The organism is Bradyrhizobium sp. USDA 336 (assembly GCF_044908355.1).
GTDB classification, from domain to species: Bacteria; Pseudomonadota; Alphaproteobacteria; order Rhizobiales; family Xanthobacteraceae; genus Bradyrhizobium; species Bradyrhizobium yuanmingense.
In genome coordinates this window covers 7,357,451-7,384,033 of sequence record NZ_JBIYDC010000002.1, presented here as the reverse complement: position 1 = coordinate 7,384,033, position 26,583 = coordinate 7,357,451, and the positions used below count along the sequence as shown (strand labels likewise).

The window sequence follows — 26,583 nt, the reverse complement described above, 5'->3', positions numbered from 1 at the left end:
CGCGCCGGACGGACAGCAGAACGTTGCGTGGGCCGACATGTGCTGGCGATCCAGGGCACGACTGTGCTGCGCTCGGAACGCGGCAGGGGTGAGTATCTGCATGCCGTATTGGCTCTGGATTAAGGCTTCGACATCGAAGCCTTGCAAATCGAGGAAGCGCCCCGTAACCGACTGATAACTGCGACGTTGATCGCGGCTGTGTGTATCCAGCAACTGGTGCACGCCCGTGATGGTGGTCCGGGACCTCTGCAGCCTCCGAGCAATGCGTACGAACCTGAGGACATTCCGCTGCTCGAAGCCTGCTGTGCTCAGCTCGAAGGCAAGACGGAGCGGCAGAAGAACCCTCATCCGAATGGGGTCGTTCGCTCATGCAGCCTGGTTCTGCGCGCGTCTCGGTGGATGGACCGGCTATTACGGCAAGCCGGGTCCGATCGTCACTGCTTCAGGGATGGCTCGAGTTCGAAGCCATGAAGCGCGGCACCAACCTCATGATGCATCGCTGAAAGACCGAAGCGATGTGTGAATCGAGTAGCCCAGAGCGCAGCGTGCCGTGTGTTAGCGAGGAGCGCTATCGCTACTATGGCAGTTCAGTTCGACTTCGGCGCCGTGGCCGCGGGTTGCGCGGCGGCCTGCGGGGTGCGGCCGACGACGACCGTCAGCAGCCCCTGGCCCCAGAGCCGCTTGGCGGCGGCCTTGGCATCGTCCAGCGTCACCGCATCGACGATGGCACTGCGCCGTTCGATATAGTCGATCGGCAGCTTGTCCTGCTGGTACTGCAGCAGCGCCTGCGCCAGCTTGGATGAGGTGTCGAGCGCCAGCATCTGGGAGCCCTTGAGGTAGGACTTGGCCTCGTCGAGCTCCTTCTGCGTCGGGCCCTCCTCGGCGATACGACGCACCTCCTTCTCGATGGCAGCGATGGTGTCGCCGGCGCGGTCGGCGCGGGTGCCGGTATTGCCGATAAAGACCGCCGAATGCTCCATCCAGAGCAGGGATTCGAACACCGAATAGGCAAGGCCCCGCTTCTCGCGGACCTCGCGATAGAACCGCGACGAAAATCCGCCGCCACCGAGGATGTGGTTGACGACATCGGCCGCCATGAAGTTGGGGTCGCTGCGCTTCACGCCGGGGCCACCGAAGGTGATGACGGTCTGCGGCACGTCCAGTGGAACGAAGGCGCGCTGCGGCGGCTTGGCCACCTCGACATCGGCCACCGGCCTCAGCCTGGCGTTCGCCGGCAGGCTGCCAAAGGTCTGGTCGAGCAGCTTGCCGAGGGTCGCCGGATCGACGTCGCCGACGACCGCGACCTTCAGGGTGTCCTTGGCGAGCACGCGGCCGACATAGTCCTTGAGGTCGGCGACCGTGATGTTCGGCACGCTGTCCAGCGTGCCGTTGCTCTGCCGACTGTACGGATGATCGCCGAAGGCGACCTCGAGGAATTTGCGGCTCGCCAGAGATGACGGATTGGTGGTCTCGCGGCGCAGACCGGAGAGAACCTGCGAGCGGATGCGTTCGACGTCGGCCGTGTCGAAATGCGGCGAGGTCAACGCCATCCTGAGCAGGTCGAAGGCTTCGTCCTTGTTGTCGCGCAGCATGCGCAGGCTGCCGCGGAAGCTGTCGCGGCTGGCGCTGAAGGAGAGCTCGATGGCGCGGCGGTCGAGCCGCTCGTGGAAGGTCTTAGAGTCGAGATCGCCGGAGCCTTCGTTGAGCAGGTTGCCGACCAGATTGGCGACGCCCGACTTGTCCTTGGGATCCTGGGACGAGCCGCCGGCAAAGGAATATTCCATAGCGATCAGCGGCACGGTTGCGTCCTGCACGAACCAGGCCTCGATGCCACCGGGCGAGACCAGGCGCTGGATCTTTGCGGCGGCCTGCGATGGCGAGGCCGCGGAGAGCGCGATGACCGCGCCGGCGGCGACGGAGAATGCAACGCGTCGAAGGAAGGAATAAGTCACGAACGCTTCTCCTCGCGCTTGGTGGCACTGGTGTCCTTGATCAGGTAGCCCGTCACCGAGCGCTTCTTCTCGAGCCATTTCTGCGCGACGGCGCGCACCTGCTCGGCGGTGACCGCGCGAATGCGGTCGGGCCAGCTCCTGATGTCCTCGATCGACAGGCCCGTGGTCAGCGCGCCGCCATACCAGCGCGCCAGCACGGCCTGATCGTCCTGAGCGTAGACCGCCTCGGCAACGAGCTGGGTCTTCACGCGCTCCAGATCCTCGGCGCGGATCGGGTTCTGCGCGATGTCGGCGATGACGCCGTCGATCACCTGCTCGACCTCGGCGAAGCTGACGCCGGGTTTGGGCGCCGCCGAGATCGCGAACTGGGTCGGGTCGAGCGAGATGCTCGAATAGCTGGCGCTGGCGGAGACTGCGAGCGGCTTGTCGACGACGAGCGCGCGGTAGAGATAGGAATTGCTGCCGCTGCCCATCAGCTGTGCCAGCACGTCGAGGGCCGCACTCTCGCCGGCTGCGGCCGTCGTTGCGGAAGGCGCCAGATAGTAGCGGCGCAGGCTCGGCTGCTCCACGAGCGGGTCGGCCAGCGTGACGGTGCGCGTCGCGGCCGGCTCGGGCTCCTGCGGGCGAACGCGGCGCGCGGGGATCGCGGGCTGGGCGGGAATCGAGCCGAAATTGCGCTCGACCAGCGGACGGATGTCGGCGGCCTCGACATCGCCGGCGATCACCAGGATCGCGTTGTTCGGCGCGTAGAAGCGGCGGTAGAAGGCCAGCGCGTCCTCGCGATCGAGCTTCTCGATCTCTTGCCGCCAACCGATGATCGGCCGTCCATAGGGGTGATTGAGGTAGAGCGCTCTCTCGATCTGTTCGTGCAACCGCGCTCCGGGGTTGTTGGCGACCCGCATGTTGTACTCTTCGAGCACCACGTCGCGTTCCGGCAGCACGTCCTCGTTCTTGAGGATCAGGCCGGTCATGCGATCGGCCTCGAACTCCATCATGGTCGGCAACTGCTCCTTCGGCACGCGCTGGTAGTAGTTGGTGTCGTCAACCGAGGTCTCGGCATTCTCATCGCCGCCGACGCGAACCACGCTCTGGGAGAATTCGTCGCCCGGGTGCTTCTCCGTGCCCTTGAACATCAGGTGTTCGAGAAAATGGGCGAGCCCGGATTTGCCCGGCTCCTCATCTGCGGAGCCCACTTTGTACCAGATCATCTGCGTCACCACCGGTGTTCGATGATCAGGGATTACGACCACCTGCAGGCCGTTGCCAAGCGTAAAGCTGGTGAGGGGCATCGACTTTGCAAGAGTCTCGGCTGAGGCGCCATCTATTAAGAAGGCGCGCATCAGCACCAGTGCTAAAACGCAAACGACCGTTCGAGGTGAGGACTTCGGCAGCATTGACAGCAGTCGCTGTCGAATTTTCAAAACGAAAGACCGATCGTGCGGCCGATTGGACGCGGCATCATTATCAATATCATTCGTCAGCTGCGGGATCGCGACGGCTTTTTGCAAACTACATTGCATTTGGGTCTGGATGAGGAATGAGGTCATCATCGAAGTCATCTATAGGATGCTCCATGCTTTTGGCTATCAATCGACAGATCGCGCTTGCTCTAGGGGAATACCCTCGGCCGGCGCGTCGCCGCGCTAACCCAAAAGCATCAGTCGTGCCAAAGAAGAAACTGTTTAAATTACAGCGTGGTCACCCGAAGCACTCTGTCCGTATCTTTACACATCGTCGTACATCAGACACGGTGTGGCTATCTAGAGACCCTCTCTTTTGCGGACCGCTTAGCGCGTTACTGGTGCCGACGACCATGCGTATCAGGAGACTCTCGAATGGCATGATCGAGTGCATGGGTGGCCGCGATCAGCGCCAGTCCGAGAACTTGTGGAGGTCCCGTGCAGTGCCGCTGTTCAGTTTGCGGTGATCTCGGCGATTAAGGCTGCAGAAAGTGCGTTGCCGGTCTTGCTGATGGTTCTACGTCATCCGTTTCTCGCCATCGCCTCCTGCCGCTCATCTGATGTCCTCCGCCACCGTAACGGGCGATGATCGCGATGGTGGGATGAGCAGCGAAACAAGCCTGGGCGGTCGCAGCTCCGCCTCCCACAACGGCGTGACGGCTCATTTGGCGCATACTGGCCGAGAAAGCCGCTGGCATTTCAGCGGGTCGACGGCGCCCAGCTGATCCTTGTTCAACGGCTGATGTCGTCTCCGTAACCATCACGGCTGCCGTCGCATCGCGCAGCCGGTGGCGGTCGGACGCCAGCGCGAGGTGAAAGCAGCAAGCCAAGTCTGCCAGACAATATTTGCGACACGGAGGCGAGCCACGCCGGCATTAAGGCAGCTACGATCAGCGGCGGAAAGCCAGTCGCCTCGAAACCCCATTGTAGCGCCGCCACCTCCTTTTCGGGAGAGAGCCGCTCGCGCCTTACAGGACGCAACCGGACCGACCCGAGCGCCCCGTGGGATAGCGCTATAGCCGCTCGCGCTCATAGCGAAGCCCGCCCATCGCATTCGCATAGGGTGCTCGATCTTGCGACGCATCAAACGAATCTAATGAGACCGGACAGGACTGGCGGAGAGGCAAAAAAGGCGTGTCACGCGGAGCGCAGCGTGCCGATGAGGTTCTGCGCGAGGATCAATCCACGCGCAAGGCGCTCGGCCGAACCTTCCTTGACGAGCTGGTTCGAAGCATTCCCAAGCGGTCCGATTTTAGCGCTCGCTGCTGTCAGCTAGCCCGGCCCGTCGTTTCAATGCTGATGGGGGATCCACGAGCAGCATCATCCGCCCCATTAATTTTAACCTGCTGATGATGTGAAGTGCGAGCACTAGTTCGAGTTTTGCGGTCTGCAGGTCATATTTGCCAGCGCAGTTGGTGCCGCCCCCGGGCAGTTCGTCGGTGCTAGATGTGATTGCGGCGTTTTTCGGCTGGGGGAGACTTGAGGCGATTGGCGTTGGCCTCAAACTTTTGCTCGACAGCCAAACGCGCAACCTGTGGCAGGTTCGTTAGGGCTGCGCCGGGCCCGTATGGAAGGCGCTCGATGTCACGACTCCTAAATGGCGCAGCGGGATCTCTCCTGGGCGACCGTGACCGCGGTAAGGCCCAACATCACATTGCCGGTGATTCCGAAATGGAGGCGATAGAGCCACCAGATTGCGCAGCACCGGTCGAGATCGGAAATGGCGCGCGCGCTTTATTGCTGCACCCATCCGCGCCATCGGCATTATTCCACGTCTCATCTGGAAACCTCAATGTCTCGGGACCAGTGCTCTCCATTAGTGAGTTTTCGGTCGGTGATGGCTCGCTGTCGGGCGCGTGCATCTGCCCAACAAATTGGGAGCTGAGATTGATGTTCGCCATGCATTCTTTTCCGCGTTTCGAAGCTGGTTGGGCACACGCCGATGTGCATCCAACCTTGCCGTAACTTTAGGATGGAAGTACTGCTTACAAAACGCCCGCATCTGGTAGTGACAATTGACAGGACTCCTATCTGATAAGCACGCGCTCGCGATCCCACAGCTGCGCAAAGCACCTGCGCCACTTGCCAGTGGCTGGGGCTACCCGAACTTTGCTGCCACCCTCCTTCAGAAATACCTCCGCGCCCGCCGAGACTATCTGGGCTCGCACCGGTAGGCCTACGCCGTTTTCCGAGGGGCAGCCTACGCCATCGGCTTCGGCCGTTTCAAATCGCTCAGCATCGGGGCGTGCCAGCTGTCGCGCGTCGAGTGCTCCATCGCGACTGTCCCGAAAGATCTCGCACAGCGATGCCGCTCTAGCTTTGCATGTCCACTCAGCCCCCGCTCTTTCTTTGCCGAATGTTGAGGCCACGAGCTCAATGTTGAAGATTGTAGCAGTCGGGGTTTTCCTAGGAGCAGCCCTTCGTTAATCGCGAAGTTGATCGCCTCAAAGACGCTTAGATACTCCGGCGCGCATCGACAACACTTCTGATGATGTTCGTGCCGATAACGGTCGGCTGCGTCGTACTCGTCTCAGCCACAAGCGCGCGAGTTTTCATGCGCTAAACTAAGCATGCGATAGCAATTCCTCGTGACGTCGAGGGGACAGTTTTCCACGGCGCGCGACATCAAGCATTCACGTGTCGAAAATAGTCGCGAGCGTATTTCGTCTGTTAAAAGCGGCGGCATTTGTGAATGCGGTCGGTCAGGCGCCCATGCCCTCGCGTAATTCTGGATTTAATCCGCTGAGACAATCGATTGGCGCCGGCGCTTCGAGATTCTTGGTGTGCGATCGTTCTTAGGTCCGCCTGCCGAAGAGGATGCAGCTGTCCCCACCAGATGTTCGACATGGATATGAAAACTCACTCGAATGAGCAAAGCGCGCAAGGTTTTCCTCCGGCCGCGGCGGTCCTCTGCCATACGCAAAGCCCGCCGACATTCGACTTCTCGCGCCCCCTTACCTGTTCTGACCACGTTGGGCGGAAGTCGTTAATGTCCCCTGCGCCTGGGCAGAAATCAGATGCGAACTTGACTGAAGAACTCCTGGTGCCGGTGAGGCATGCTCATGCGCGAGCAGCTCGGGCAGGCGGGCATGTGTGATGTGCAGGCTTGCCTCGACCGGTCAAGATCGAGCCGCAGCGGCATGGTGTTGAACAGGCCCATCGCGCGGCGGCACCGGCGCCGCCATGCATGCGGCCGAACAGCACCATGCCGAACACCACCTGCTCACGGCCGCTGCTGCGCGCCACCACCTCCCCCACACGAGGTGGCAGAGGCTCGCCAGCCTCACACCAAGCCGCCGCGCCTGGCCGAGCACCCGCGCATCCTGCGGCAGCATCCGCCGTGCCTCCGTGATCCCGCTGCCGTCGCCGCGGACCTCGCTTAAGCCGAACGGCCGGCCCGGCTCAACCATATCTGCGAGCCACGTCCGGAAGAACTCTTCATGCGCCTTTGCATCAACGCTCACGCACGCTTCCCTCACCAGATTGTAAACGGGATGTGGGACTATCAGGCCGTGCTTCATGTCCCTCCAGTACGGCCAAATAGCACTAGGGCTACGGAGACGTGGCCAGCCATGTTTTAGGCTGGCCTTCCGCCGGGACCGGACCGAACTCGACGGCCTGCCGCTCGAACAAACTGCGATAGATGCCGCCGGGTTGCACGATCAGTGCCGGATGCGTGCCCTGCTCGACGATCTCGCCGCGATCGAACACCAGGATGCGGTCGAGGCCGCGCACCGTCGACAGGCGGCGCGCGATTACGATCGAGGTGCGGTCCTTCATCAGCCGTTCCATCGCCTCTTGGATCAGCGCTTCCGATTCCGAATCCAGGCTCGACGTCGCCTCGTCCAGGATCAACACTGGCGCATCGGCAAGGAACGCGCGCGCCAGCGCAACGCGCTGCCGCTCGCCGGCCGACAGATTTACGCCGCGCTCACCCACCAGCGTGCCGTAGCCCTTCGGCGATCGTATGATGAAGTCATGCGCATTGGCGAGCCTCGCCGCTTGCTTGATCGCCGCCATGGAGGCGCCGGGTCGGCCATAGGCGATGTTTTCAGCCAACGAGCGGTGAAACAGGATCGGCTCCTGCTCCACGATCGCGACCTGGCTGCGCAACGATTGCTACGCGGCCAGCGCGATGTCCTGCCCCTCGATCAGGATCCGGCCGCCGGAGACGTCGTAGAGCCGCTGAAGCAGCTTGACGCATGTGGTCTTGCCGGAGCCGGAGCGCCCGACCAGACCGACCCGCTCGCCGGCGCGGATGTTGATCGACAATCCGTCGTAGAGCGGCACGCGATCGCCGTCATAGAGGAAGGTGACGTCCTCGAACGTGATCCTCCCACCGTGAATGTCGATCGGCTTGGCGTCGGGGGCATCGACAACGCCGATCGGCTCGCCATAGATGGTAACCAGTTCCTCCATGTCGTTCACGAGCGCTGCAGATTGTTGATGTGCATCCCGACGTCACGCAAATAGGCGTGGATGATGTAATAGCTTGTCAACACATAGGCGACGTCGCCCGGAGAGGTGCGCCCCGGCGCCGCCGATCACCGAACCACGAAAGCACAAGAGCATCACGAGCTGCACAGTACTCGTGCCATTGGACCGCAGCCAGGTGCGCTGCACCCGCGCCCGCCAGCGTCTGACGACACCGTCAAGCCGCGCATCCTCACGCGCCTCAGCACCGAAAGATTTCACCACAGTATTGCAAGTGAGCGCGTCCGCTAGCGTGCCGGTGACTTTGCTGTCCCAGGCGTTTGGAGACGCGCGCCGCCGGCGCGATGTAGCCGATCGTCAATGCCGTCGTGATGGCAACATAGATCACGGCGCCGAGGCCGATCACGGCGCCGAGCTCGGGCCAATGCAGGCCGAGCAGGATCGTCGAGCCCACGAGCACCGTGAGCGACGGCAACAATGCCATCAAGATCGTATGATTGAGCAGGTCGAACGCCCACATGCCGCGGGTGATCTTGCGCACGGTCGAGCCGGCGAACGAGTTAGCGTGCCAGTCGGTTGAGAAGCGCTGCACGCGCATGAAGGCCCCACGGGCCACATCCGACATGGTCTGCAGCGTGAACGGCACGATCGCCCGCAAGCCCGTAAACCGCAACATAATCGAGAGCAGACCAAGCGCGAGGATACCAGCGAACGCAATCAGTGCCGCATGTCGCGCCGCTTCGTCGGAGGGGACCGACGTCAATGCATCCACCAGACGGCCGGAATAGACCGGCATGAACAGGTCGGCGACCGCCGCCCCTAAAAAGCCGACGAGGATAATCGTGGCACGGACTGGCTGCTTCAGCCAGTGCTCCAACGCAAACGGGAGGACCAAGCCGATTGCGGCGGGTCGTTTGTCATCTTGACTGGTCATGGCGCTATGGGTTTGTGGCACACGCGGCGTAAAAACCGTTCGATCCAGACCCGATGTGCCCAATCCTTGGCGCGCCGTGCGAGGATGCGATAAATGCCCGGAGTCTGGGGGCTGCGGCCGAACTCTTCTACCCATTTCACCCACTCTTCGCGTAAGCGCTTAGCTGAAGCGCCTCACGCTTTGCGAGCTCCTCGGGCTGAGAGCACCGATCTCAGACATCGGCCAGCCTTGCGCGATCCGAGCTTGTGTGAGCCAGGTAGGCGGGATCGGCGTCACTCATCTTTGCCCGTCTGCAGAAGCGCGGGGATGTCCAGCTAGCTCCGGCCTCGGCCATGGCTGGCAAAGTGCATTTTGATGAAGGAAGTTTTCAGCATATGACCGCGGAGACTTTGCGTGATCGGATCGCGGCGCGACTTCGACTTCACCTGGAAGATCACCTCCGCGTCAATCCGGATGGAGGTCATGGCAATCCGAACTTCCAACGTGCCACAAACGATCCACCGCCGTGCTCGCGGATCGTTAATTTCCGATGGCCCACCGGATAAATGGACAAATCAACCAGTGAGCAGCTCAGATCGTTACCCTTTTTCATCTCCTCTCCTCCGGCGCTTGCGCTTTGGTACTTTGCCGAACTCCGGGTTGCGGAGTCGCACAAACAGACCCATAGCAAGCCTTCTCATCCTTGTAGTTGGCGAGCGTTTGGACCAATACCGAAATAACGTGCTGTTTCAGGTCGTCCGGGGCAGGTGCTGGGCCGTCCAGCGACTTCAGCGTCACCTCGATCAACTCGATCGCGCGATCCTTGTCACCCCTCTCGTAATAGTACTGAGCGACCGCCGGATAGGACATGAACTTAGGGGCCTCGTCCCGTTGCGGAGGATTTACGGCCAGAATGTGTTCGGATAATTCATCGCCCATCGCAAAGCGCTCGGCCTGCGGCAAATGAGAGTTGTCATTCGCCGGATCAAAGAGTTGGCGCAGCGCCGCGGCCATCCACATCGCGGATTTTTTGTTGTGATCGCGTCACGAACCAATTGCCGCATCACCGGCAGGCCGGCCTGCAAGTCGCGCATTTTGCGAAGCAACAGATCCGCATGAAGCACGCGGAAGTTCACGTCATCCGGCAGAACAGCGACGGCCTCTTCGACCACCGAAAGCGCCTTCGCCCAATCCTGCGCCTTCATCGCCGGCGTCAGTTTGGCGAAGATCCATTGTGCGTTCGCCCTTGGCGATCCGCTCTGCATCGGCGGCTTTCGCTTCATCGCTGATGCGCCAGCTGCCGGTCAGAATCTTCGGCAAAACGTCATCGAGTTGCGTCGGGGAACCGACAAAGGCGATGTGGCCGTCACGGTCGACGACGAACGAGGTGGGAATCCCAACAGAAAAGCTGGAATCCATCCAAAGCTTGTCCATTTCGCGTGTGTAGTCGAGCCCGACCCGATAGTTGAGATTCGGCAACTTTTCGGTCAACCATGCGTCCAACTTGCTTCGCGCCTCTTCCGCTGTTTGAGCGCGCTCACCAGCTGCTATTCCGACGACCTCAACTCCGCTATCTCTGTATTTCTCTTGCAGCTGTACCAGATCGGACAGTGCCGCCACACACGGCGCGCACCAAGTTGCCCAAAATTCGACGATGTACACGTTCCCGGGCTGGAAGCTCGTGAGGGGCTGACCACGCAGCCAGTTCTCCACCTTGATCGGGGGAGCTGGGGATTCTAAGCCCAGCGCCATGTTACGCTCCAAAGTTATTGTCAGAGACTGCGCGACGTTTTGTGCTAGCTGATCTCCGTTCGCGACCGCGACCGAGAGGTGTGGCGCCTTGGTGTAGACGGGCTGCCGAGCGAGAGCCGTGGCGAATGTCGGTGTCGCAGCGCTAAGCGCGACGACACACAAAGTTACAAGGGACAAGCTCGTCCTCTCACAAGCAGGCCACATCGGTTCAAGGAAGGAAAGCATCGCTCGACTCGCATCTGGGTGTGCTCAGCACTTTCAGTACTGCTGCACCTAGTAGCAACGTCCGTGCCAGCATCGTCTGCGCGCATTAAGGCCTAATTGCGCATGAATAGCTCAACGGCAGTTCACGGCGACCAGTGTTTGAACCCGACGGGCTTTGTGCCACTGTCGGAGTTTGAACACGAATTGCGCACTTCGCGCCGCCAGAAAACTGATTTGATGTTGTGAGCCGCCGAACGGAAACTTGGTAATGCCTCCCCTAGCAAACAGGATTAGAGGCGAGCGAGGATTGGACTCGAACGAGTCACCGAGACACGTGTTCTGGTCGATGACGACGGAGCCATTCGCGGGGAACGGATCAGGGAGGCTTTGAAACTGTCAGTGCTCGCCATCGCCCCAAGCGGTTCCTGCACCAAGAGCAGGTACTTCGACTAGTTTGCTGTCCAGCCGAGTGCACCAGGAGTCCCTGACGCCCCCATCCACTTCGAAAACCGTTTCCCTCGTATCGAAACAGATGCCGCCGATCGCTCGATGGAGCTAAGGCTTATACAGGCGTTCACCTCCAGGTTTCTGACCAGGAGGCCGGCTGGACCCACCCGCTGGCGGCGCGCATCACTTCCTTGCCGGCATGAAACCCTTTGGCAAGCTGCGGACCCTCGAGACCCATCGTGTTACAGCTGGATGACAGGTATCGAAATAAGTAGATGGAAAACCCTGCAATATGCGATGTGGCCGACATCGACATAGGCTATGCAATGCGATCAATGTCATCCATGCGATTGGCGCGTATGAAAGGGCCGGCGCCAGCGCCGTTGTCATCGAGGACAAGACATTTCCCAAGGTTACGAGCCTTGCTGCGGGACGTCCAGATGATGATTTATGGCAATTCGGGATCCGGGCCTCAAGCACAGCCCTGAAGGACAGCTTCCGCCGTACATCGCTGATGGCGGCGTCCAGAACGTCCACAAGCATATTGTAGCGGTAGAGGAAATCTTCAACTGCAGAGAATGGACGAGATTGAGGTAGCTGAGACGCGCTTTCTGCGCTGATGCAGTGAAGGCCAACTCTAATCTTGCCTGAACGGCGGTCGCTGCAATCTCAATGCGTTAGGGCGGCACGTTCGTCGGGGCTACGACTCCATTTCGTTGAATGGAAGACTGTCGGGCCCTCTCAGTCAGCATCTTTTGCGTTTGGCTCGAGGCTGTTAGCGCAAATGGGGCAGCGGAATCGAACGGCTGCCGAGCCAGCGGAACGACGGAGCTCGGGTCAGCGCCGTCGCGCCGTCACAAATTGATAGACGGATCGACATGCCAGCGCTGGTGCGGCCCGCCCCAATAGCGTCGGGGAACAACGATTCGGTGGCACGCATCGAATAGTTTAATCGAAAACCACCAGTTTTTTGTGGTGTTTTTATGTAGGTTATAGCCAGTGGTTTGATGGCCATCGAAATGGCTGCCTTCGCGCATGAGAGCTCGTGCGCTTGTGGCATACAATGTGCGCCGGATCCGCGTCGAGCGCGGTATTCCGCAAGAGCAATTGGCCTACGATGCAGGTGTTGATCGCTCCTATATGAGCGGACTTGAGCGCCAACAGGCAAACCCGACAATCGATCTTCTCGATCGCCTTGCCGGAACGCTCGGCGTTGCTGTCTCCGAGCTGTTTGTTCGGCCATCCAAGGGTGCGCCGCCACCCGCTACCTTACGTAAAGGTCGCAAGCCGAAGCCGGCACGCCGCAAAAGGACCTAGCCCCCTGACGGGCACCGAGCCATTGACTCCGATCTTGTGCGGTGACCAAGTATCAATGCGCTCCTAGGCGGATTTTGTGCGCAGCCGCCCCCTGATTCGCGGCAATCCCGCGATGGACATCGAATAATATGATGGATGTTCAATCTGGCGCCGGAGCAGACAGTGGCGGCTCAAGACGACGAAGTTCCTTTAAACGCCATCCGCGCTTTTGTGACCGTCGCCCGCGAAGGCAGCGTCACGCGCGCCGCCACCACTTTGGGAACAACACAGAGCTCAGTCAGCCGCTATTTGTCCGTCCTGCGGGACTATCTGGGTGCGGATCTGATCGCGCGGCGCGGCCGACGCAGTGATTTGACCGAGTTCGGAAGACTATTTGCTAACGCAGTCTCTGAACCGCTCGAGACAGTCGGCTTCACCGCCAAGAGAATGCGTCGGCGGGCAGCCGCGGGCACCAACCGGATTGTCGTCCGCACATCACTATCGACTTTTGCTTCATCGCTTCTGATTCCAAATCTGCAAGCTTTCTCTGCTGAATCGCGGCGGTGTTATCGTGGACGTCGTCAGCTCACTATCGCCGCCGAGATCTTCGGATGACTACGACATATTGATTACACGCGACCTTTCCGTCATCGAACCCGCCGATAGTTGGGAGATCTACAATGAGGAGCTGGTATGCGTGGGGCCGCCAAATCTGGTCGCGGGCAGAGAGCTCTCGATCGTTCGATCAACGCCGATACTGAACATCACATCTCGTCCCGACATCCTGCCGACGTGGCTGAGGGCGATGAACCTGTCCTCAAACGACATCCGAGCGGGCGCGCGGTACGATCACAATTATCTTGCTCTGCCGGCAGTCATGACAGGGAAATGCCTTCTTGTCGCACCGGAAATCATCGTCAGTGATCTAGTGCGAGGGGGCGCCTTGCAAATCATCCCCGGCTCACGCGCTCCAAGTGGCATGCAATATCGCGCCTATGCGGTGGATCGCAGCGAGCATCCCGAAATCGCTCGTTCTTTTTGCCGATGGGTGGCTCGTCTTTGCAAGAAGGCAGCACTTGCGCAAGCTGCCTGACGCCTAGCAGGCCCCCCTCATACGGTACAGCGGGAGATCGATGCACTGCCCGCTATTCAAGTCGAGAGCACTCAACTTGAGAAAACCATCGGAGCAGAGTCGTCAAACCCTTACGAAGATTGCGCCTCTCTGTCGCAGCAATCCAGACGCCAAAGAGAGAGACCGGAACGCAAAGATCTCATCCTATCCGCGATCGTGCCATGCCAAAAGAATTGCAGCACGGAACGGAGGTATGATCGCCCAAGAGCTCATGGACTGTCATTCCTGCGTCTGCCCTTGTCGAGCAATACGCGGCAGCGAAGGCGCATGAGGCGCCGCCCCAGCTTAACAAGTCGAATGGTTCGGCTGCGCAAATCGTCTGTTTTCCAGCCCCGCTCGCCAATACGATGGCTTCCAAACAGACCTTGCGCGATTTGGCGATAGCTATTTCCTTCCTGCCATCCATCCAGTGCGCGCAGCGCGAGGATAAGCCGACGCCGCTTCAAAGCTGGCAAAGCAAGAGGAGGCGTTCCGAGCGGCCGATCCTCAAGGGCGAGCCAAAATCGACGTGCGGCCCGCAAGCGAAGCTCGAAATTCGCGTCGAGCGTCAGATCGAGCACGACAGCAGACCCACTCGCCGGAAGTCTCTTCAGCCAAAGGCGATGCTTCGCGCCTCCGAGCGGCACGATGGCATGCCATCCATCCGGCGCGCGGCGAACCTCGCTGCCCGGCAGATTGCCGAAATCGAGCTGGTAGCTTTTGGGCGCCACGCAGTTGACCGCCCGCATAGGCAATACGGTCGACAGCACTTCGGGTGCCCAGAAGACTGCTTGCTTGTCGAATGTCTTTTGCGGATCAGCTGGAAAACGAGAGCCCCCACTTCCGTCGCAACTGGTCCGTGGTTGCGCTGGATCGTTGCCGGCGAGATAACCGCCTATAATCCTCTTGGTAGTCGGGATGCCGGCGCAGCCACTCCCAGGCCACGTCGGCAGCTTCTGCCTTCTTGAGGTCGCTGTATGCTTCCTCAGATCTCCAGTCAGTACCCGGCATCGCACCATTTCCCCGCAAGATTTCACACGCTACGAAATGCAGCCGATGATTGTGGCCCTTTCCGGTTGCGTGCGTACCGCCTGCGAGCCTTGCACGCACTTAATCGATGGAATAATCATCTTTTGCGATTGCTGGGAATTCCGCGGATCCTGACATCCGCCGTGTTCATTGCTTTGGCCAACCGCCACGCAGCAGATCACGATAGCCGCGGCCGGCTAGCCACTTGGCCCGCGTCAGATGACTTTCGAACGTGCGTCGCGCACGATCGGGTTCAACGGCCGGCTCAAGCCCAAGCACAATGCGCGCGATTTCGCGCCAATCTGCCTCGTCAGCGTCGGCATCGAGAAGTCGCATGTAGGTGATGGCGTGCTCCTTGTCATATGACGTGAGCTCGTGCGCGCTGGGCGCCAATTCTGCGATCTTCGGGTCGGCCGGCACTGCCTGACTCCTATCAAACTGAAAAACCTATCGAATTCCGCGCAACGATAACCAAATTGGGGGCGTTGTGGTACCGCCGGAATCGTCGCAGCGCCAAACTCATTTTCGCACCAAGACCGCGATCGCATATCGGCTCACAATGACCTGGTGGCTCCATCCTGCGCATTTCCTCTTTCATCGCAGTACATACCGGAACTGATCGGTTGCCATGTAACTAGGCTGTTCTTGCTCTTTCATGCCGGGGTGCCCGTGGTGACCGGCCCGCGCGCACTGGTGAAAGGCCGTGGCCAGACCTAGCCCTTGGAGAAAATTCGTTTCCCTTTTCGAGCTCCAGTTGAACGGTTGTCCTATCTGGTCGCGGTGCCCGGAAAACGCCGCAGTACCTCTGAGCGGCCATTACTGCTCTCCGGCCAGTGGCGGGCTATCGCACCGCGAGAACGCTTGTGATGATCGACGACCTTCGAAGACGACAAACGTTACGGCGTCTGCATCTCACCGTGACCTGCTTCCTTGAAGCAAATTGGAACTAGGACAACTAACTGCATAGTGTGAGCTTATCGTAATACTCTGGCTATAACCAGTGGTTTCATAATCGTCGGAATGGCTGCCTTTGCGCATGAACGCTCGTGCGCTTGTGGCCTGGAATGTGCGCCGGATCCGCGTAGAGAGCGGCATTCCTCAAGAGCAATCGGCCTATGATGCCGGGATCGACCGCTCGTATATGGGGCGCATTGAGCAGAAGAAGTGAGAACCCGACCATTGATCTCCTGGATCGTATCGCCGTCCGCGACCTTGGGTATTCACTTGTCCGAATTGTTCGCGGAGCCGGCCAAGGGTGCGGTGCCACCTAAGCCGATGTCCAGAGGACGCAAGCCGGCACGCCCGTGTCGGAACAGGACGTAATTGTGGAGAGAGCCATGTTTGCAGCTAACCACGGGAGCGAAACGAGCCGGAGCGGATCACGTGCTCCGTTCGAATCTGTGGCGGCCGAATCCGATCTCCTGCTCCAGCCGATGTTGCGCCAGCACGGTTCGGCTTAAAGGCCGCCCAGAGCGGCCCGTTATAAAGCCGAGATCTTCGGTGATCCTCACAATCTATCGAGCCAGAGGAACGAAGAGGCCGCCTGCCTCATCGCAGGCGCCGGCGCGCACCTACTATTCCTGCCGCCCTACAGCCCCGATCTCAAGCCGATCGAGATGGAATTCGCCAAAACCAAAGAACTGCTGCGCCGAGCCCCCGAACAGTCGACGCCTCCGGGATCTCATGGGACGCACACTGAACATGTTCACTCCTGAACAATGTGCCAACTACGTCCGTCATTGCGGATAGAAACCGCTTTGATCGCGACCGGCTCCAGCGAACCGCCCAGCATGCCTAACGTATGCTACAGGCGCGTCCACGCCTTTCTGTCCGAACAAACACGCGACCCGCCTCATAAGCGTGAGCGCGATCCCCAATTGCGAAGGACACTCTTGAAAGGCCTTCATCGATGATCAGGACCCTGGTGTGCCTGGGCCCACATTCGTGAGCTATTTCCGGAGTGCGCGAGGCCGCTTTTAAGTTGGATAGCGCCTCGACCATCGCCCGAGCTCGATCCGCTCCAGCTTTTCAATGCCCAGCCCGATAGCCAAGAGCCGGCTCGCATTGTACCCGGCTCTCACACGAGAATGGCACCGCCTGCTCGCGCTTCTCAGCAATTCTTATGGACAAGAAAAGAAGCAGGTTGCCCGCGCCGGTTAGCCGATCCTGGCGGGATAAGCTCGAACCGCCAGCTCCCCTCGACATTGCAGGGCCACAACTTAGTCTTGGACCGCCAGCGTCTTACGAAAACCCGACCACTGCTAGGCAGCCTCAGCGGCCCGTGATTTCAGCCTACTCATGTGCGGTACGCCGGCGTCAATCGCAAGCTGGTCCATGGCCAAATGAGGACTGCCAATTTTGTTGACGGGGTACGGCTCAGCCGCGCGATTGTCCCAGATTGCGACGTCACCTGATTTCCAGTTCCAGCACAGGGTGTTCTGCGGCGCGGTGAGATAGGATTGCAGCAGTTCGAACAGTCTTTGGCTGGGATAGCGCTGCAGGCCGACAAAGTTCTGCACAGAACGGCCGAGCGAGAGCATGCGTTCGCCGGTCTCGGGATGAACACGAACGATCGGATGTGTCGTTTCGTAGATCGTTCCGGTGGATACGTCGTCCAATGCTCTCTTGTCGGCTTCGGTGGCCCCCTCCATCGCAATGTGATCGAATGCGGCGCAGCGCACAGCCCAGAGGTTATCGGCGAGCATCCGCAGGGGATCGGGAAGATCAAGATAAGCGGCCGCCGTGTTCGACCAAGCGATGTCCGCGCCAAAACGCGGGACCGCTGCCTCCCGCAGCACTGACATTGTTGGGCGGCGGGTACTGAAGACGTCATCATCGTTCATCTGGTCGACATGACTGCAGGCGCGATCAGGGAGCATCTTCCGGATTGTTAGGTCTCCCCCTGTGTCCAGCATTGTGGGATTCGGTATCAGCGAGCCGAGCCGGAGCACCAAACGCTGTTGCTGGGCATGATCGAGATGTCCCTGATCACGGAAGAGGATGACCTTACGCTCTAGCAGCAGCCGGTTAATGGCTATGATGACCTCGTCAGACAAATCGTCCGACAGCGTAATGTTCTTGATTTCGGCACCAAGCCGGTCCGCATGTTCGACGATGTCTGCTCGCGGGATAACGTTATCAATTATCATTGTGCCACTCATGACGGTGTCTCTCTCTGTGAATGTCTAAACAAAGCTCCGCGATTGGTGGTGACGCGTGGCAACGAACGCGACAAGGCCGTCTTGATGACACGCATCCGAATTGTCTGAGGGGTGACCCACACCGCGCAATTCGCCGGCTCATTTTGATACAGACCACCATCATCTTAGGATCTGACTCCCTCTGCGGTGCGGACACAGCCAGTGCGGTTCGAATCGACTCGCGTATAACGCGAGCAGATCGATTTGCAGCCTGATCAACAGTACAAATTATAGAGGCCGTCTATGTCCAGTCCATGAAACGAAACCAGCTTTCTTTTCGATCTCGAGTAACGTTCGCCTCGTCTGCGAACTCGTTCTTGGAAAATCCTCGAACAACGATTGCATCGTCACCTCATGCGACTGACATGGCCTCATCCGCACGACAAGAATCGAACTCGTTAGAAGCCTGCGCTCGCGAAGCGGATATGACGCCTCGCTTCGGTAAGTTACTCTATCTTAAGCTGTACACTTTCTCTACAGCTACCTACACGATCCGCAATCACTTCCTCGCGACTTGGAGTTGTCCAATGCGGGGTGTCTTTCGTCGGCTTGTTTATTGTGTTGTTCTTCTTGCCGAGCAGGAAAGCCGCGCAAAATTCGGACGCTGCAACTCCCATTGCAGCTAAACCACGGACTCAATCCCTCGATTTGCGAAATCTGCGCTCGTCACCGAATGCAGGTCTTCGGGGCTGTGACCTACGTTCTCGGCTCTGTCCGGAGGCGTAGATTTTCCTTGCGGAGCGCGGCTTGTTTAGCTTCCTGGCAGTTGACCGCACAAAATAGAGACAGAGCGCGGCCCCGCAGGAATACCGTGCGACCCCGAGACAATGCAGCGACTTCGCGCTCTCTCTAGTACCTTAAGGCGCGTGAGCATGATCACACACGCACCAAAAATGCAGGATTTCAGAGAAGACAATGAAAGAATGCACCAGCAGGGTAACAACGCATCCACGCGGCCGAGCCATCGTGCAAGATGCGCATCGCCGCAACAAAGCCCCTTTCAAACCTAAGGCTCGTCACAAGCCGCAGTAAACTCCGTTAAGCTTACTTGCATGTGCAGCCAAAGCTGCTTGTAAGCAGCTCGCGCCGCGCGAAATTGTGCTTTGAGTTCTTCGATGCCTTTGGTGCCGATCTATCTGGTGTATTTTGATTTTGATCATCGACAATTACGACTCATTCGTGTTCAATATTGCGCGCTATTTCCTCGGTGAACAGACGCAGGTCGTCCGGAATGACGCGATCAGCGTCGATCTCATCGCGCTTCAGGCGCGTGCAATCGTGATCTCTCCCGGCCCGCACGCCAGCGGAGGCCGCCATATCCACTGGCATTGTCCGCGAACTCTCGGGTCGCGTTCCAATTCTTAGCATCTGTCTTGGGCACCAGTGTATTGGAAACGTTTTCGGCGGTCGCGTGGCGCGCGCGGTGCCCCATGCACGGCCGAGCCTCACACATAACGCATGACGGCCGAGGGTTGTTCAAGCAAGTCCCCTCTCCACTTTCTGTTGGACGCTATCATTCTCTGGCGGCCGAACTCGAGCAGTCAGACGCGCAGCATCTCGTGGTGACAGCCCGTTCAATTGAGGGTGAGATTATGGCTTGGTCACATCGGCATCCCCCAACCTACGGCGTGCAATTCCACCCCGAGTCAGTACTTACTCACCAAGGGCACGTGGTGCTTATGAACTTCTTGCGATTGGCGGTCAGTTTCCAAGCGTGAGATCGGAGACTTCGTCGAATGGCGAGCTGCGTATTCGGAATCGCCCCGCAGAGGTCGGACAAGATGTAACCAGAAAGCGGAAATAGCTCAGTTGGTACGATACGTACGCAACTTTCTCTTTTGGTGCAGCCTCAATTGAATTACTTGGAGCCGAGTCGGCCTCTTCGCATCACCTCCACTCGGTAAGTCGGGGTCATCTTCTGGCGTCCTAGCGAAAACGTTTGTTCGAGATCGCCAAGAGATTGGCGGTGTCTAGACGGTACTGCGGGTACCGCTGCCCTACTCCTAGGTTGTAAATTTCAAGGGAGAATAATCATGCAATTGCGCTATGGTGTAATCTTAGCACTTTTCCTGCCATCAGTTCCCTCCTTTGCAGCTTGTACTGTCGATGACGGTGCCCTTACCGAACGCATCAACCAAATTCAGGCATCATACGATAAAAAATTTGAAGAGCGTCGCGCCGGCGTTGAGCGCGAGTCTGAGGACATTAAAAAGGACGCTCCGGATCCGAATGCTGTAGAAGGCGCGATAGGGTTTGAATTGGAGACGAAGTGGAAGGTGCAGGAAGTGAAGCTTCACGTTCCGGAGTTTCGCAACGAAGACAAGAAAATCGCGTTGAACCTGCCCCGAGTTGAGATGCGCCAGCAGACGTGGATCTATCACACACCATCAGTACGGATGGAAGCACGATGCATCAACAAACCCCCGGAAACAGTTTGCTCCATGAGAACTAAGTGCATCGGTGGAGGTTGGAGCAAGGTCTGCACGGACATACCAGAATGTTATACGCGAGCGGGTGGACAGATGTGCACCGACATTCCTATCCCTTTTATGCAAGAACAGAAAACGATATTGGGCGTACCCGAGGTGCGCGGCTCGGATCGCCAGGAGGTAGTCCTTTCTATACCAGTTGTAGAAATGAAGCTGCAAACTTGGAAAGTTAACGTTCCTGAGTTCACGCTCAAGAACGTGAAAATTGAGATAAAGAAAACACAGGATCGAGCAAACGCGCTCCAACAGCGCGAGCAAAATGCAGCCCAAGTGCTGACGGAAGGCATGCAAGGCGAGATCAAGAAAGCGAGCGTGGATCACACGGAGACACTCTTTCAGTGCCAAGAGCGGGATCTTCGCGATACAATGACCACAGCCTTGAACGAAATGGATGCGAATATCAACGCCGTCAGAGAGTCGATCAAAAGCGCCCAGTCGTTTGGCGCGAAGGAACTTGAGAGTTCTATGCGTAAGGCCCTAGATGATCTCTTGGCAGCGCGTCAGCAAGCTGCCACTTCGATGGCGGATAGTGTGATGAAGTTAGCAGAGCAGAAAAAGAGCGCGATCGACAAAATCCTTATGGGTGCTCCGCCAGCCAGGTAATAGTGGCACAATCGGGCGGCGATCCGTGAGACGCTGCCCGGTCCTTTGCTTCGGTGTTAAGGCTCGCCGCCGGACAGGCATCGCCTAACACAAGTGTTGAGCCTGAAGCTGTTCGGTTACGTCGATCTGGAGGCGCGGGTGCGGCGTGACCATCCGCGGCGAGCGATTCGCCAGTTCGATTGTCGCCGCCGCGCACGCATCATCTCCGAATCTCGTCGGAGCCAATGAACAGGTAAAAGGCCGACGATATCGCGGACCTAGTCGACGAAACGGGAGATCGCTCGACAGCTTGAATGTCTGGCAATTCCAAACGCTCCTTATATGTTCAGTTGACCTCAGGCCGGAGAGAGAGGATTTGACAGTGAGTTTGGAACTTCTGACAGCTCTGAAGAAGGTCGCGAAACGTCGGGCGCGGCTAAAGCTGTCTCGCAACGATGCGCTGCAGGTATTGATCAAAGAGGGTATCAACAACTCTCGCGGCGGCTTGACGAAGGAATATGGTGGTCCGACCTTGAAGAAGGTTCGCACCCTCCGTCGTAAATGAGTCGTTCTGCGACATCGCTGGCGGTGGGTTGCGCCGTACGCCTTGGAAAGGGACGTTCCGCCCTTGAAAACGAGGTGCTCTCCCAGTGGAGAGGAAAAGAGTGCGTTCAAGCACCAAACAACCCAGACATCTTGCTCAAGGAGATGTGCCGGACGTCCTGAATTGGAAGCAGCAACGCCGAGCGCCTCTCGGCGCTCGGCGTCAGACAGATTTAGGAACCTGTCAGACATGCAGCTCGCTTACCGGCCTGGCAAGCCAAGTCGGCAATGAAGACGCCGCGGACTTAAGTTCCCTCACTTCGGTTGGGGTCAGTTTCTGACTGAGCGACCGCAATGCTCGTTCTGCCGTCTTGGGACCAACCCAGGCAAGCGCACGCACCACCTCACCAGCAGGACGGTTCGCCAGCGTAAGCTGCCAAAGCGGCGCATGCTTGAGCTGGACAACTTGCTTGCCAAGGTGGAGCTCGCGAGAAGGACCAGAGGTCAGATAAACCTGACGGACGGGTACCTGCGTTGTCAAACCAAGATGGTTGGCCGCCGCCGCGCCGCTGGAAACAATGGTCTCACCGCTGCGAGCCTTGATTTCCTCAACGACTTTTTCGACCGACGGAGCTCTAACCCCGAAACGGCTTTCGACCGGACGTAGATACACCCCTCGCTTCGCACGCAGGAGCTTTCCTCGCTCGGCAAGACGCGAAAGGGCCTGATCGACAGCAGCACGCTTTCCAAGGTGCAAAAGCGCCTTGGCAGCAATCGGTGCGCCTTCGGGCAGTTCTTTGGTGACTTCCAAAATCCGGGTGCTAAGGGCGGTCATGGCTCTCACTCCAGTGTCAGAAACATAGGAGAACTTCTGACAACAAGAGCTAGATTTCAAAAAGGTTTCGATGTCAAATCAAGGATTTACCCAATTGTGGCCGATTCGGACCTTTTTTTGGGCCAAAAGGGCGGTTCCTGCCCCTCCCCGTCCAACGTGCTGGGCCCGATCGGTATTCAGACGGCCTGGCTATCGGCCGGAGCAACCGCAATCGCTTCCCTATGATAGGAACTACCGACCTTCAACGAGGGTTGCCCGCCTCCCACCCACGAAGATCTCCAGATCCCGGGAAAACAGGCAGACGAGATCGACACCGCGGCTCAGCGACAACGAAATTGCGCTGTTGTAAGCCGCGCCCCTGTTTGCCTCTGCCGCACCAGATGCTGTTGTCGCGACAATGCGGTAAGACCAGCCCGCGCACTTATAGGAGCTGGACTTCCTCGATCGGCCGAACGCAACCGCTCCATCGTGGGCGCTCTCGTTATCCGCCATCGCTTGCCGAACCCGGCTGCTAAAGTCCTCGCCAAAGACAAAGCCTCCACTCAGCATCGGAACGCGAAGCATCGAAACACAATCCGGCGGCTGTTCGCTTCCGGTGAAGAACACGACCAGCAAAGGGTAGCGAGGAAGGCCTTCAGAATGTACTTTCCGAAGCAGCGCTTCGATATCCATTTCCTCAGACATTTGCTTCGGACATGCCTTCAGGCTTTTCGATCTCGGTTATCATCATCGTGGCGGCCGGGGTCTGGGCAATTTCACTCCTGTACTTCGGAGTAGACCTATCCTGGGATTACGCCAAGCCATTTTCGGTCACGGTCGCGGTCGTCACCGGCCTCTTGACGGCCTTCGACCGGGTATTGTGGCGGCACTGGCCGTTCCGGCTTTTTCACAAGACACCCGAGCTCTCCGGCGAGTGGGGAGCTGAATTATTGTCCTCCTACGCCGAACAGGGTGGCCGAGAGAATAAGACGATCACCGGCACCGCCACGATTACGCAAACCTACACATCGTTATCGGTTCGATTGGTGACAGGCGAAGAGCCCAACACAAATAGATCCTTTCAGCTTGCTGGACGGCTGATCCGTCACAATGACCGTGTCTATGAAGTGATTGGCGTTTACCAGAGCGACCCCGACATTCTCGCTCGCGGCACGCAGACCGAAATCCACTATGGCGCATTCCGCTACCGCGTCATCGGTACGCCGCCGAAGAAGATGAGCGGTCATTACTGGACCGATCGCAATACCAAGGGATCGATCCAACTCAAGAAACGCCTATGAGAACTTGGTCTTCCAGGTACCGACTTTAGAGCGCTCGCCGTTTAATCTAAGCCGAGGTCACGCCGGGAAAGTCGGGCGGATCGGGCTTGTGAGTCAGAAATTTTTGAAGTGCAGGATCAGCAGAAACCTTCTGGAAGCTACCTTCCGCCAAGTCAAGCAACGTACCTTGAGCGTTCGCATCAGCAACATCCAGGGCCAAATCGGCCTTCTGCTCTTCCGAGAGGGTGGCATCGATTCGTAGATAGCGTTCGCCCAGTTGGTGGCGCAGCATGTAACCGACGAGCTGCTGCTGTGAGGAAACGATTGTTCTCAATACGGCCTCGCATCATCCATTTCGCGCTGCCGAGATCGCGACCGAGGGATCGCTTGAGGGAAAATCCGGTCGAAGTGGTGCCGATGCTGAGGATCGAGATCTGACACACATCTTGCTTCAGAAAGTGCGTTGCCTCGTGCAGGGCACATTGGTCAGGGGCATTGGCGACGAGACCGCCGTCGGCATAGTGCGCAGCGCCAACCTCCGCCAGTGGGAAGTAGGTCGGCGCGGCGCTGGTCGCCATGACCACGTCGACCAATCGCCGCTTGGGATGCAGTGTGAAATCCGGGTGATGACCCGTCTTGAACATCTGGACACTCCCCTTCGTCATGTTGACCGCGGGGATGATCAAGCGGTGCTTGCAGGCAGCCAGCATCGTTTGGTCGCCAATAATTTCGGAAACAACGCTCCGCAAGGCTTGGCCATCGTATTTCGGACCAAGCACTGACCGCCCCGCGTCGATCCAGCCGAACTTGGGCCGCGGCCAGCCCGAAAAGATGTCCCGCCCCGATCGTGCCTTCGAACGCGCTGACACAATCCTGGCGTCACTTCTTCGAAAGGCCCGCTTCTGGGAGAAGCATGCCGATCAAAGCTTCAACGACCGCCAGCGCGCAATGATCGAACGCCTGTTCGAAGGCTTCGAAGGCAAGCTCACCTCATCGAAGTGGGCACTGTTAACGAAGTCATCGCAGGACACAGCTTTGCGTGACATTGACGATCTTGTCGCAAAAGGCGTGCTGACCAAGGACGCGGCCGGCGGCCGCAGCACGAGCTATTCGCTAATTGACGCGGATTCTGCTAATCGCTAATCAAGCGATCGCGTCGAGCTTCGCAGTTGCTGCGCCAAGTTCCGCAGATAACGTGTCATAGATCTTGTCGAGGATCTTCCCATGCCCCGGCGCTTCTTCCCCCGGTTGAATGCCGAAACGCCTTAGTTGTTCTGAAGAGCTTGGTTAGGCCCCGCTTGCCGATTCAGCAGATAGCATCACTGCATCGGCTCCATCATAGATGGCGGTAGCGACATCTGAGGTTTCCGCCCGCGGCGGAATCGGCCCAGCCACCATGGAATCCAACATTTGCGTTGCGACGATGACGGATTTTCCGGCACGCCGAAGGCGCGCATGAGCTCCTTTTGCCGGCCAGGCACCTCCTCGGGCGGGATTTCGGCGTCAAGATCACCGCGCGCCACCATAACGCCGTCCGACAAGCCAATGATGTCGTCGATTCGATCGAGCGCCATCGGCGTCTCGATTTTCGCCATCAAACTTGCGGCCTCGCCGATCAGGGAGCGTGCCTCAATCAGGTCGAACGGTTTCTGAACAAAGGACAAGGCCACCCATTGGGCCCAAGGTCAATGCCGAACGCGAAGTCGGCGCGATCTTTGTTGGTGAGCGGAGATAAGGCGAGCATGGCCCCCGGTACGTTGACCCCCTTGTGGTCCGACACCAGGCCTCCGACCTCCACTTGCGCAACGATTTCTCCGTTTCGCGGCTCGGTGACCCTCAAGCGCACCCGGCCATCGTCAATGAGAAGTTCTTGCCCGGGATGGACGGCTGCAAAGATCTCCGGATGAGGCAAGGGTATCGATTGCTTTGCTTCGTTGGCTCCATCATCACAAAGCGGACCGTTTCTCCAGCACGCTATCCCAGCCTGCCTTCTTCAAGGAATCCGATGCGGAGCTTTGGACCTTGGAGATCCTGCAGGATGCCTATCTGCCGGCCGAATTCCCGCTCAAGTTCACGGATACACACATAACTCTTGGCGTGGTCTTCGTGGGTTCCGTGACTGAAGTTTAGCCGAAAGATATCTACCCCGGAAAGGTAGAGAGCACGTATCTTCTCAGGCTCGGCACTTGCCGGACCGGCTGTTGCCACGATCTTGGCGTGACGCGAGCGACGCAACGTATCCCCCATCTGAAGATTGTGATCGATCTAGCCATAAAGACCAAAGCCGACCCTACGGACTGCGGTCGGCGGTAGTTGAGCAAGCCAATGTCCTCTTCGTCAGTCGCTTAACACCATGCGATGGAGGCTATTGGCAAAGTAAATCCTGCTTTGAACCGATCCATGACCACCATTGTTTCAATGCGCTTTATGTCTGAACTTTCCTCTGTAAGGCGCCGAGCAAACCGCTCGTAATCTTCCATGTCGTTTACGGTAACTAGCAAGACGAGGTCAGCCAGACCTGTAACGTAGAATGCGCTCATCACTTCAGGCATCTTGCTAATTTGCCTCTTTAGACGATCAACGGTATCGGCACGCGCGCGCTCCAAGGAAATGAGAACCACTGCGGTCACATTACGCCCAATTGCTTTTGGAGAAATGATGGAAACGTCGGCCTCTATGACACCCGTCGATCGAAGGCGCTTCAGCCGACGTTGAACTCCGGATGCGGATAGGCCGACCTTCCCTCCAAGTTGTTCACTACAGAGGCGATTGTCTCGTTGGACGAGATCAAGAAGACGAAAATCGATCTTGTCGAGTTGCATCACTGCCTCGCGGCCAGCGGATTGCGATCGCGTCGGGGAAGCAGACGCCTGCGCCGCTTGTCCTGACATTTTCGACTCCTCACTACGCCGCCTAGCTGTTGAACGATCGATTTCGCCCGCTGTCATATGTCTTGGAACACCTACTGGGAGCCGAGCTCTTTGCGATACATCGAAGACAGTTCGTGCGCCGATCTCCCCCTCCGCCGGGGCTCACCAAACTCGAACCCGGCCGCCCTCTCAGGATGTCGCGGGTCG

18 protein-coding genes and 9 pseudogenes are annotated in these 26,583 nt (G+C 58.5%); 9 read left to right on the top strand and 18 right to left on the bottom strand.

The features are described 5' to 3' along the window. Positions 1–587: 587 nt before the first annotated feature. The 7 genes and pseudogenes from ABIA45_RS35525 to ABIA45_RS35495 form a co-directional block, all read right to left on the bottom strand. On the bottom strand, positions 588–1,952 hold the full coding sequence (locus ABIA45_RS35525) for a M16 family metallopeptidase (protein WP_404655082.1): 1,365 nt from the start codon (positions 1,950–1,952) through the stop codon (positions 588–590). Beyond that, complete coding sequence (locus ABIA45_RS35520; protein ID WP_404655813.1) at positions 1,949–3,292, bottom strand: M16 family metallopeptidase; 1,344 nt, start codon at positions 3,290–3,292, stop codon at positions 1,949–1,951. The genes ABIA45_RS35525 and ABIA45_RS35520 overlap by 4 nt, the downstream gene beginning before the upstream one ends. 1,769 nt (positions 3,293–5,061) lie before the next feature. Next, positions 5,062–5,313 carry a hypothetical protein gene (locus ABIA45_RS35515; protein WP_157785199.1) on the bottom strand — a complete coding sequence of 84 codons (252 nt, stop codon included), beginning with the start codon at positions 5,311–5,313 and terminating at the stop codon, positions 5,062–5,064. 1,651 nt (positions 5,314–6,964) lie between these two features. After that, positions 6,965–8,780, bottom strand: a pseudogene (locus tag ABIA45_RS35510) (ABC transporter ATP-binding protein). 460 nt (positions 8,781–9,240) lie between these two features. Beyond that, complete coding sequence (locus ABIA45_RS35505; protein ID WP_276326006.1) at positions 9,241–9,372, bottom strand: hypothetical protein; 132 nt, start codon at positions 9,370–9,372, stop codon at positions 9,241–9,243. Further along, positions 9,369–10,511, bottom strand: a pseudogene (locus tag ABIA45_RS35500) (TlpA disulfide reductase family protein). Before ABIA45_RS35500 ends, ABIA45_RS35505 begins: the two are co-directional and overlap by 4 nt. A 1,426-nt stretch (positions 10,512–11,937) precedes the next feature. Further along, positions 11,938–12,177 (bottom strand): hypothetical protein, encoded by a 240-nt coding sequence (locus ABIA45_RS35495; protein WP_157785197.1) that lies wholly within the window; start codon positions 12,175–12,177, stop codon positions 11,938–11,940. A gap of 20 nt (positions 12,178–12,197) precedes the next feature. On the opposite strand from ABIA45_RS35495, the gene ABIA45_RS35490 reads away from it, so the two are divergent. Continuing rightward, positions 12,198–12,479 (top strand): helix-turn-helix domain-containing protein, encoded by a 282-nt coding sequence (locus ABIA45_RS35490; protein ID WP_081493846.1) that lies wholly within the window; start codon positions 12,198–12,200, stop codon positions 12,477–12,479. Positions 12,480–12,614: 135 nt separating this feature from the next. Beyond that, a pseudogene (locus tag ABIA45_RS35485) lies at positions 12,615–13,551 on the top strand (LysR family transcriptional regulator). 248 nt (positions 13,552–13,799) lie between these two features. Here ABIA45_RS35485 and ABIA45_RS35480 read toward each other — a convergent pair. The 3 genes from ABIA45_RS35480 to ABIA45_RS35470 form a co-directional block, all read right to left on the bottom strand. Further along, positions 13,800–14,339 carry a DUF2285 domain-containing protein gene (locus tag ABIA45_RS35480; protein ID WP_081493845.1) on the bottom strand — a complete coding sequence of 180 codons (540 nt, stop codon included), beginning with the start codon at positions 14,337–14,339 and terminating at the stop codon, positions 13,800–13,802. A gap of 46 nt (positions 14,340–14,385) precedes the next feature. Continuing rightward, positions 14,386–14,580 (bottom strand): transcriptional regulator domain-containing protein, encoded by a 195-nt coding sequence (locus ABIA45_RS35475; protein WP_081493844.1) that lies wholly within the window; start codon positions 14,578–14,580, stop codon positions 14,386–14,388. Positions 14,581–14,745: 165 nt separating this feature from the next. Next, positions 14,746–15,018: a DNA -binding domain-containing protein gene (locus tag ABIA45_RS35470; protein ID WP_036043009.1), complete on the bottom strand. Its 273-nt coding sequence runs from the start codon at positions 15,016–15,018 to the stop codon at positions 14,746–14,748. 616 nt (positions 15,019–15,634) lie between these two features. Here ABIA45_RS35470 and ABIA45_RS35465 point away from each other — a divergent pair. Both ABIA45_RS35465 and ABIA45_RS35460 read left to right on the top strand, forming a co-directional pair. Beyond that, a pseudogene (locus ABIA45_RS35465) lies at positions 15,635–15,921 on the top strand (helix-turn-helix domain-containing protein). Positions 15,922–16,148: 227 nt separating this feature from the next. Then, positions 16,149–16,260, top strand: a pseudogene (locus ABIA45_RS35460) (transposase); the annotation flags it as partial. 599 nt (positions 16,261–16,859) lie between these two features. Here ABIA45_RS35460 and ABIA45_RS35455 read toward each other — a convergent pair. Beyond that, positions 16,860–17,759, bottom strand: coding sequence for a TauD/TfdA family dioxygenase (locus ABIA45_RS35455; RefSeq protein ID WP_036043008.1), 900 nt, complete (start codon positions 17,757–17,759; stop codon positions 16,860–16,862). A 1,185-nt stretch (positions 17,760–18,944) separates the two neighbouring features. Between ABIA45_RS35455 and ABIA45_RS35450 the strand changes: the two are divergent. The 3 genes and pseudogenes from ABIA45_RS35450 to ABIA45_RS35440 all read left to right on the top strand — a co-directional run bounded on the left by ABIA45_RS35450 (position 18,945) and on the right by ABIA45_RS35440 (position 21,434). Then, positions 18,945–19,516: pseudogene (locus ABIA45_RS35450) on the top strand (anthranilate synthase component II). 315 nt (positions 19,517–19,831) lie between these two features. Further along, positions 19,832–20,890 (top strand): hypothetical protein, encoded by a 1,059-nt coding sequence (locus tag ABIA45_RS35445; RefSeq protein WP_036043007.1) that lies wholly within the window; start codon positions 19,832–19,834, stop codon positions 20,888–20,890. Positions 20,891–21,251: 361 nt separating this feature from the next. Then, the gene (locus ABIA45_RS35440) at positions 21,252–21,434 is read left to right on the top strand and encodes a hypothetical protein (RefSeq protein WP_157785196.1); all 183 of its coding nucleotides are present in this window, start codon (positions 21,252–21,254) and stop codon (positions 21,432–21,434) included. Between the two features lie 20 nt (positions 21,435–21,454). On the opposite strand, the pseudogene ABIA45_RS35435 reads toward ABIA45_RS35440, so the two are convergent. The 3 genes and pseudogenes from ABIA45_RS35435 to ABIA45_RS35425 all read right to left on the bottom strand — a co-directional run. After that, positions 21,455–21,664, bottom strand: a pseudogene (locus ABIA45_RS35435) (nucleotidyl transferase AbiEii/AbiGii toxin family protein); the annotation flags it as partial. Then, positions 21,657–22,247 (bottom strand): DUF6088 family protein, encoded by a 591-nt coding sequence (locus tag ABIA45_RS35430; protein ID WP_081493842.1) that lies wholly within the window; start codon positions 22,245–22,247, stop codon positions 21,657–21,659. The gene ABIA45_RS35430 and the pseudogene ABIA45_RS35435, both read right to left, overlap by 8 nt. 231 nt (positions 22,248–22,478) lie before the next feature. Continuing rightward, the gene (locus ABIA45_RS35425; protein ID WP_157785195.1) at positions 22,479–22,919 is read right to left on the bottom strand and encodes a hypothetical protein; all 441 of its coding nucleotides are present in this window, start codon (positions 22,917–22,919) and stop codon (positions 22,479–22,481) included. A 23-nt stretch (positions 22,920–22,942) separates the two neighbouring features. On the opposite strand from ABIA45_RS35425, the gene ABIA45_RS35420 reads away from it, so the two are divergent. Continuing rightward, positions 22,943–23,527: a hypothetical protein gene (locus ABIA45_RS35420; RefSeq protein WP_036043003.1), complete on the top strand. Its 585-nt coding sequence runs from the start codon at positions 22,943–22,945 to the stop codon at positions 23,525–23,527. A gap of 46 nt (positions 23,528–23,573) precedes the next feature. Here ABIA45_RS35420 and ABIA45_RS35415 read toward each other — a convergent pair whose 3' ends face one another. Continuing rightward, positions 23,574–23,840 (bottom strand): hypothetical protein, encoded by a 267-nt coding sequence (locus ABIA45_RS35415; protein ID WP_036043002.1) that lies wholly within the window; start codon positions 23,838–23,840, stop codon positions 23,574–23,576. Positions 23,841–24,054: 214 nt separating this feature from the next. Beyond that, positions 24,055–24,285, bottom strand: a pseudogene (locus ABIA45_RS35410) (patatin); the annotation flags it as partial. A 52-nt stretch (positions 24,286–24,337) separates the two neighbouring features. On the opposite strand from ABIA45_RS35410, the gene ABIA45_RS35405 reads away from it, so the two are divergent. Beyond that, positions 24,338–24,649: a hypothetical protein gene (locus ABIA45_RS35405; protein WP_370058185.1), complete on the top strand. Its 312-nt coding sequence runs from the start codon at positions 24,338–24,340 to the stop codon at positions 24,647–24,649. Positions 24,650–24,799: 150 nt separating this feature from the next. Here the strand turns inward: ABIA45_RS35405 and pyk are convergent. Both pyk and ABIA45_RS35395 read right to left on the bottom strand, forming a co-directional pair. Further along, a pseudogene (pyk, locus tag ABIA45_RS35400) lies at positions 24,800–25,741 on the bottom strand (pyruvate kinase); the annotation flags it as partial. Between the two features lie 110 nt (positions 25,742–25,851). Further along, on the bottom strand, positions 25,852–26,328 hold the full coding sequence (locus ABIA45_RS35395) for an Lrp/AsnC family transcriptional regulator (RefSeq protein ID WP_036042999.1): 477 nt from the start codon (positions 26,326–26,328) through the stop codon (positions 25,852–25,854). Positions 26,329–26,583 lie beyond the last annotated feature (255 nt).

Excerpts from the sequence above, each read along its gene's own strand:
- ABIA45_RS35520 (WP_404655813.1), bottom strand. The coding sequence starts at position 3,292 with ATGCGCGCCTTCTTAATAGATGGCGCCTCAGCCGAGACTCTTGCAAAG.
- ABIA45_RS35515 (WP_157785199.1), bottom strand. The coding sequence starts at position 5,313 with ATGGCGAACATCAATCTCAGCTCCCAATTTGTTGGGCAGATGCACGCG.
- ABIA45_RS35505 (WP_276326006.1), bottom strand. The coding sequence starts at position 9,372 with ATGAAAAAGGGTAACGATCTGAGCTGCTCACTGGTTGATTTGTCCATT.
- ABIA45_RS35495 (WP_157785197.1), bottom strand. The coding sequence starts at position 12,177 with ATGGCCATCAAACCACTGGCTATAACCTACATAAAAACACCACAAAAA.
- ABIA45_RS35490 (WP_081493846.1), top strand. The coding sequence starts at position 12,198 with ATGAGAGCTCGTGCGCTTGTGGCATACAATGTGCGCCGGATCCGCGTC.
- ABIA45_RS35475 (WP_081493844.1), bottom strand. The coding sequence starts at position 14,580 with ATGCCGGGTACTGACTGGAGATCTGAGGAAGCATACAGCGACCTCAAG.
- ABIA45_RS35455 (WP_036043008.1), bottom strand. The coding sequence starts at position 17,759 with ATGAGTGGCACAATGATAATTGATAACGTTATCCCGCGAGCAGACATC.
- ABIA45_RS35445 (WP_036043007.1), top strand. The coding sequence starts at position 19,832 with ATGCAATTGCGCTATGGTGTAATCTTAGCACTTTTCCTGCCATCAGTT.
- ABIA45_RS35430 (WP_081493842.1), bottom strand. The coding sequence starts at position 22,247 with ATGACCGCCCTTAGCACCCGGATTTTGGAAGTCACCAAAGAACTGCCC.
- ABIA45_RS35425 (WP_157785195.1), bottom strand. The coding sequence starts at position 22,919 with ATGGATATCGAAGCGCTGCTTCGGAAAGTACATTCTGAAGGCCTTCCT.
- ABIA45_RS35420 (WP_036043003.1), top strand. The coding sequence starts at position 22,943 with ATGCCTTCAGGCTTTTCGATCTCGGTTATCATCATCGTGGCGGCCGGG.
- ABIA45_RS35405 (WP_370058185.1), top strand. The coding sequence starts at position 24,338 with ATGTCCCGCCCCGATCGTGCCTTCGAACGCGCTGACACAATCCTGGCG.
- ABIA45_RS35395 (WP_036042999.1), bottom strand. The coding sequence starts at position 26,328 with ATGCAACTCGACAAGATCGATTTTCGTCTTCTTGATCTCGTCCAACGA.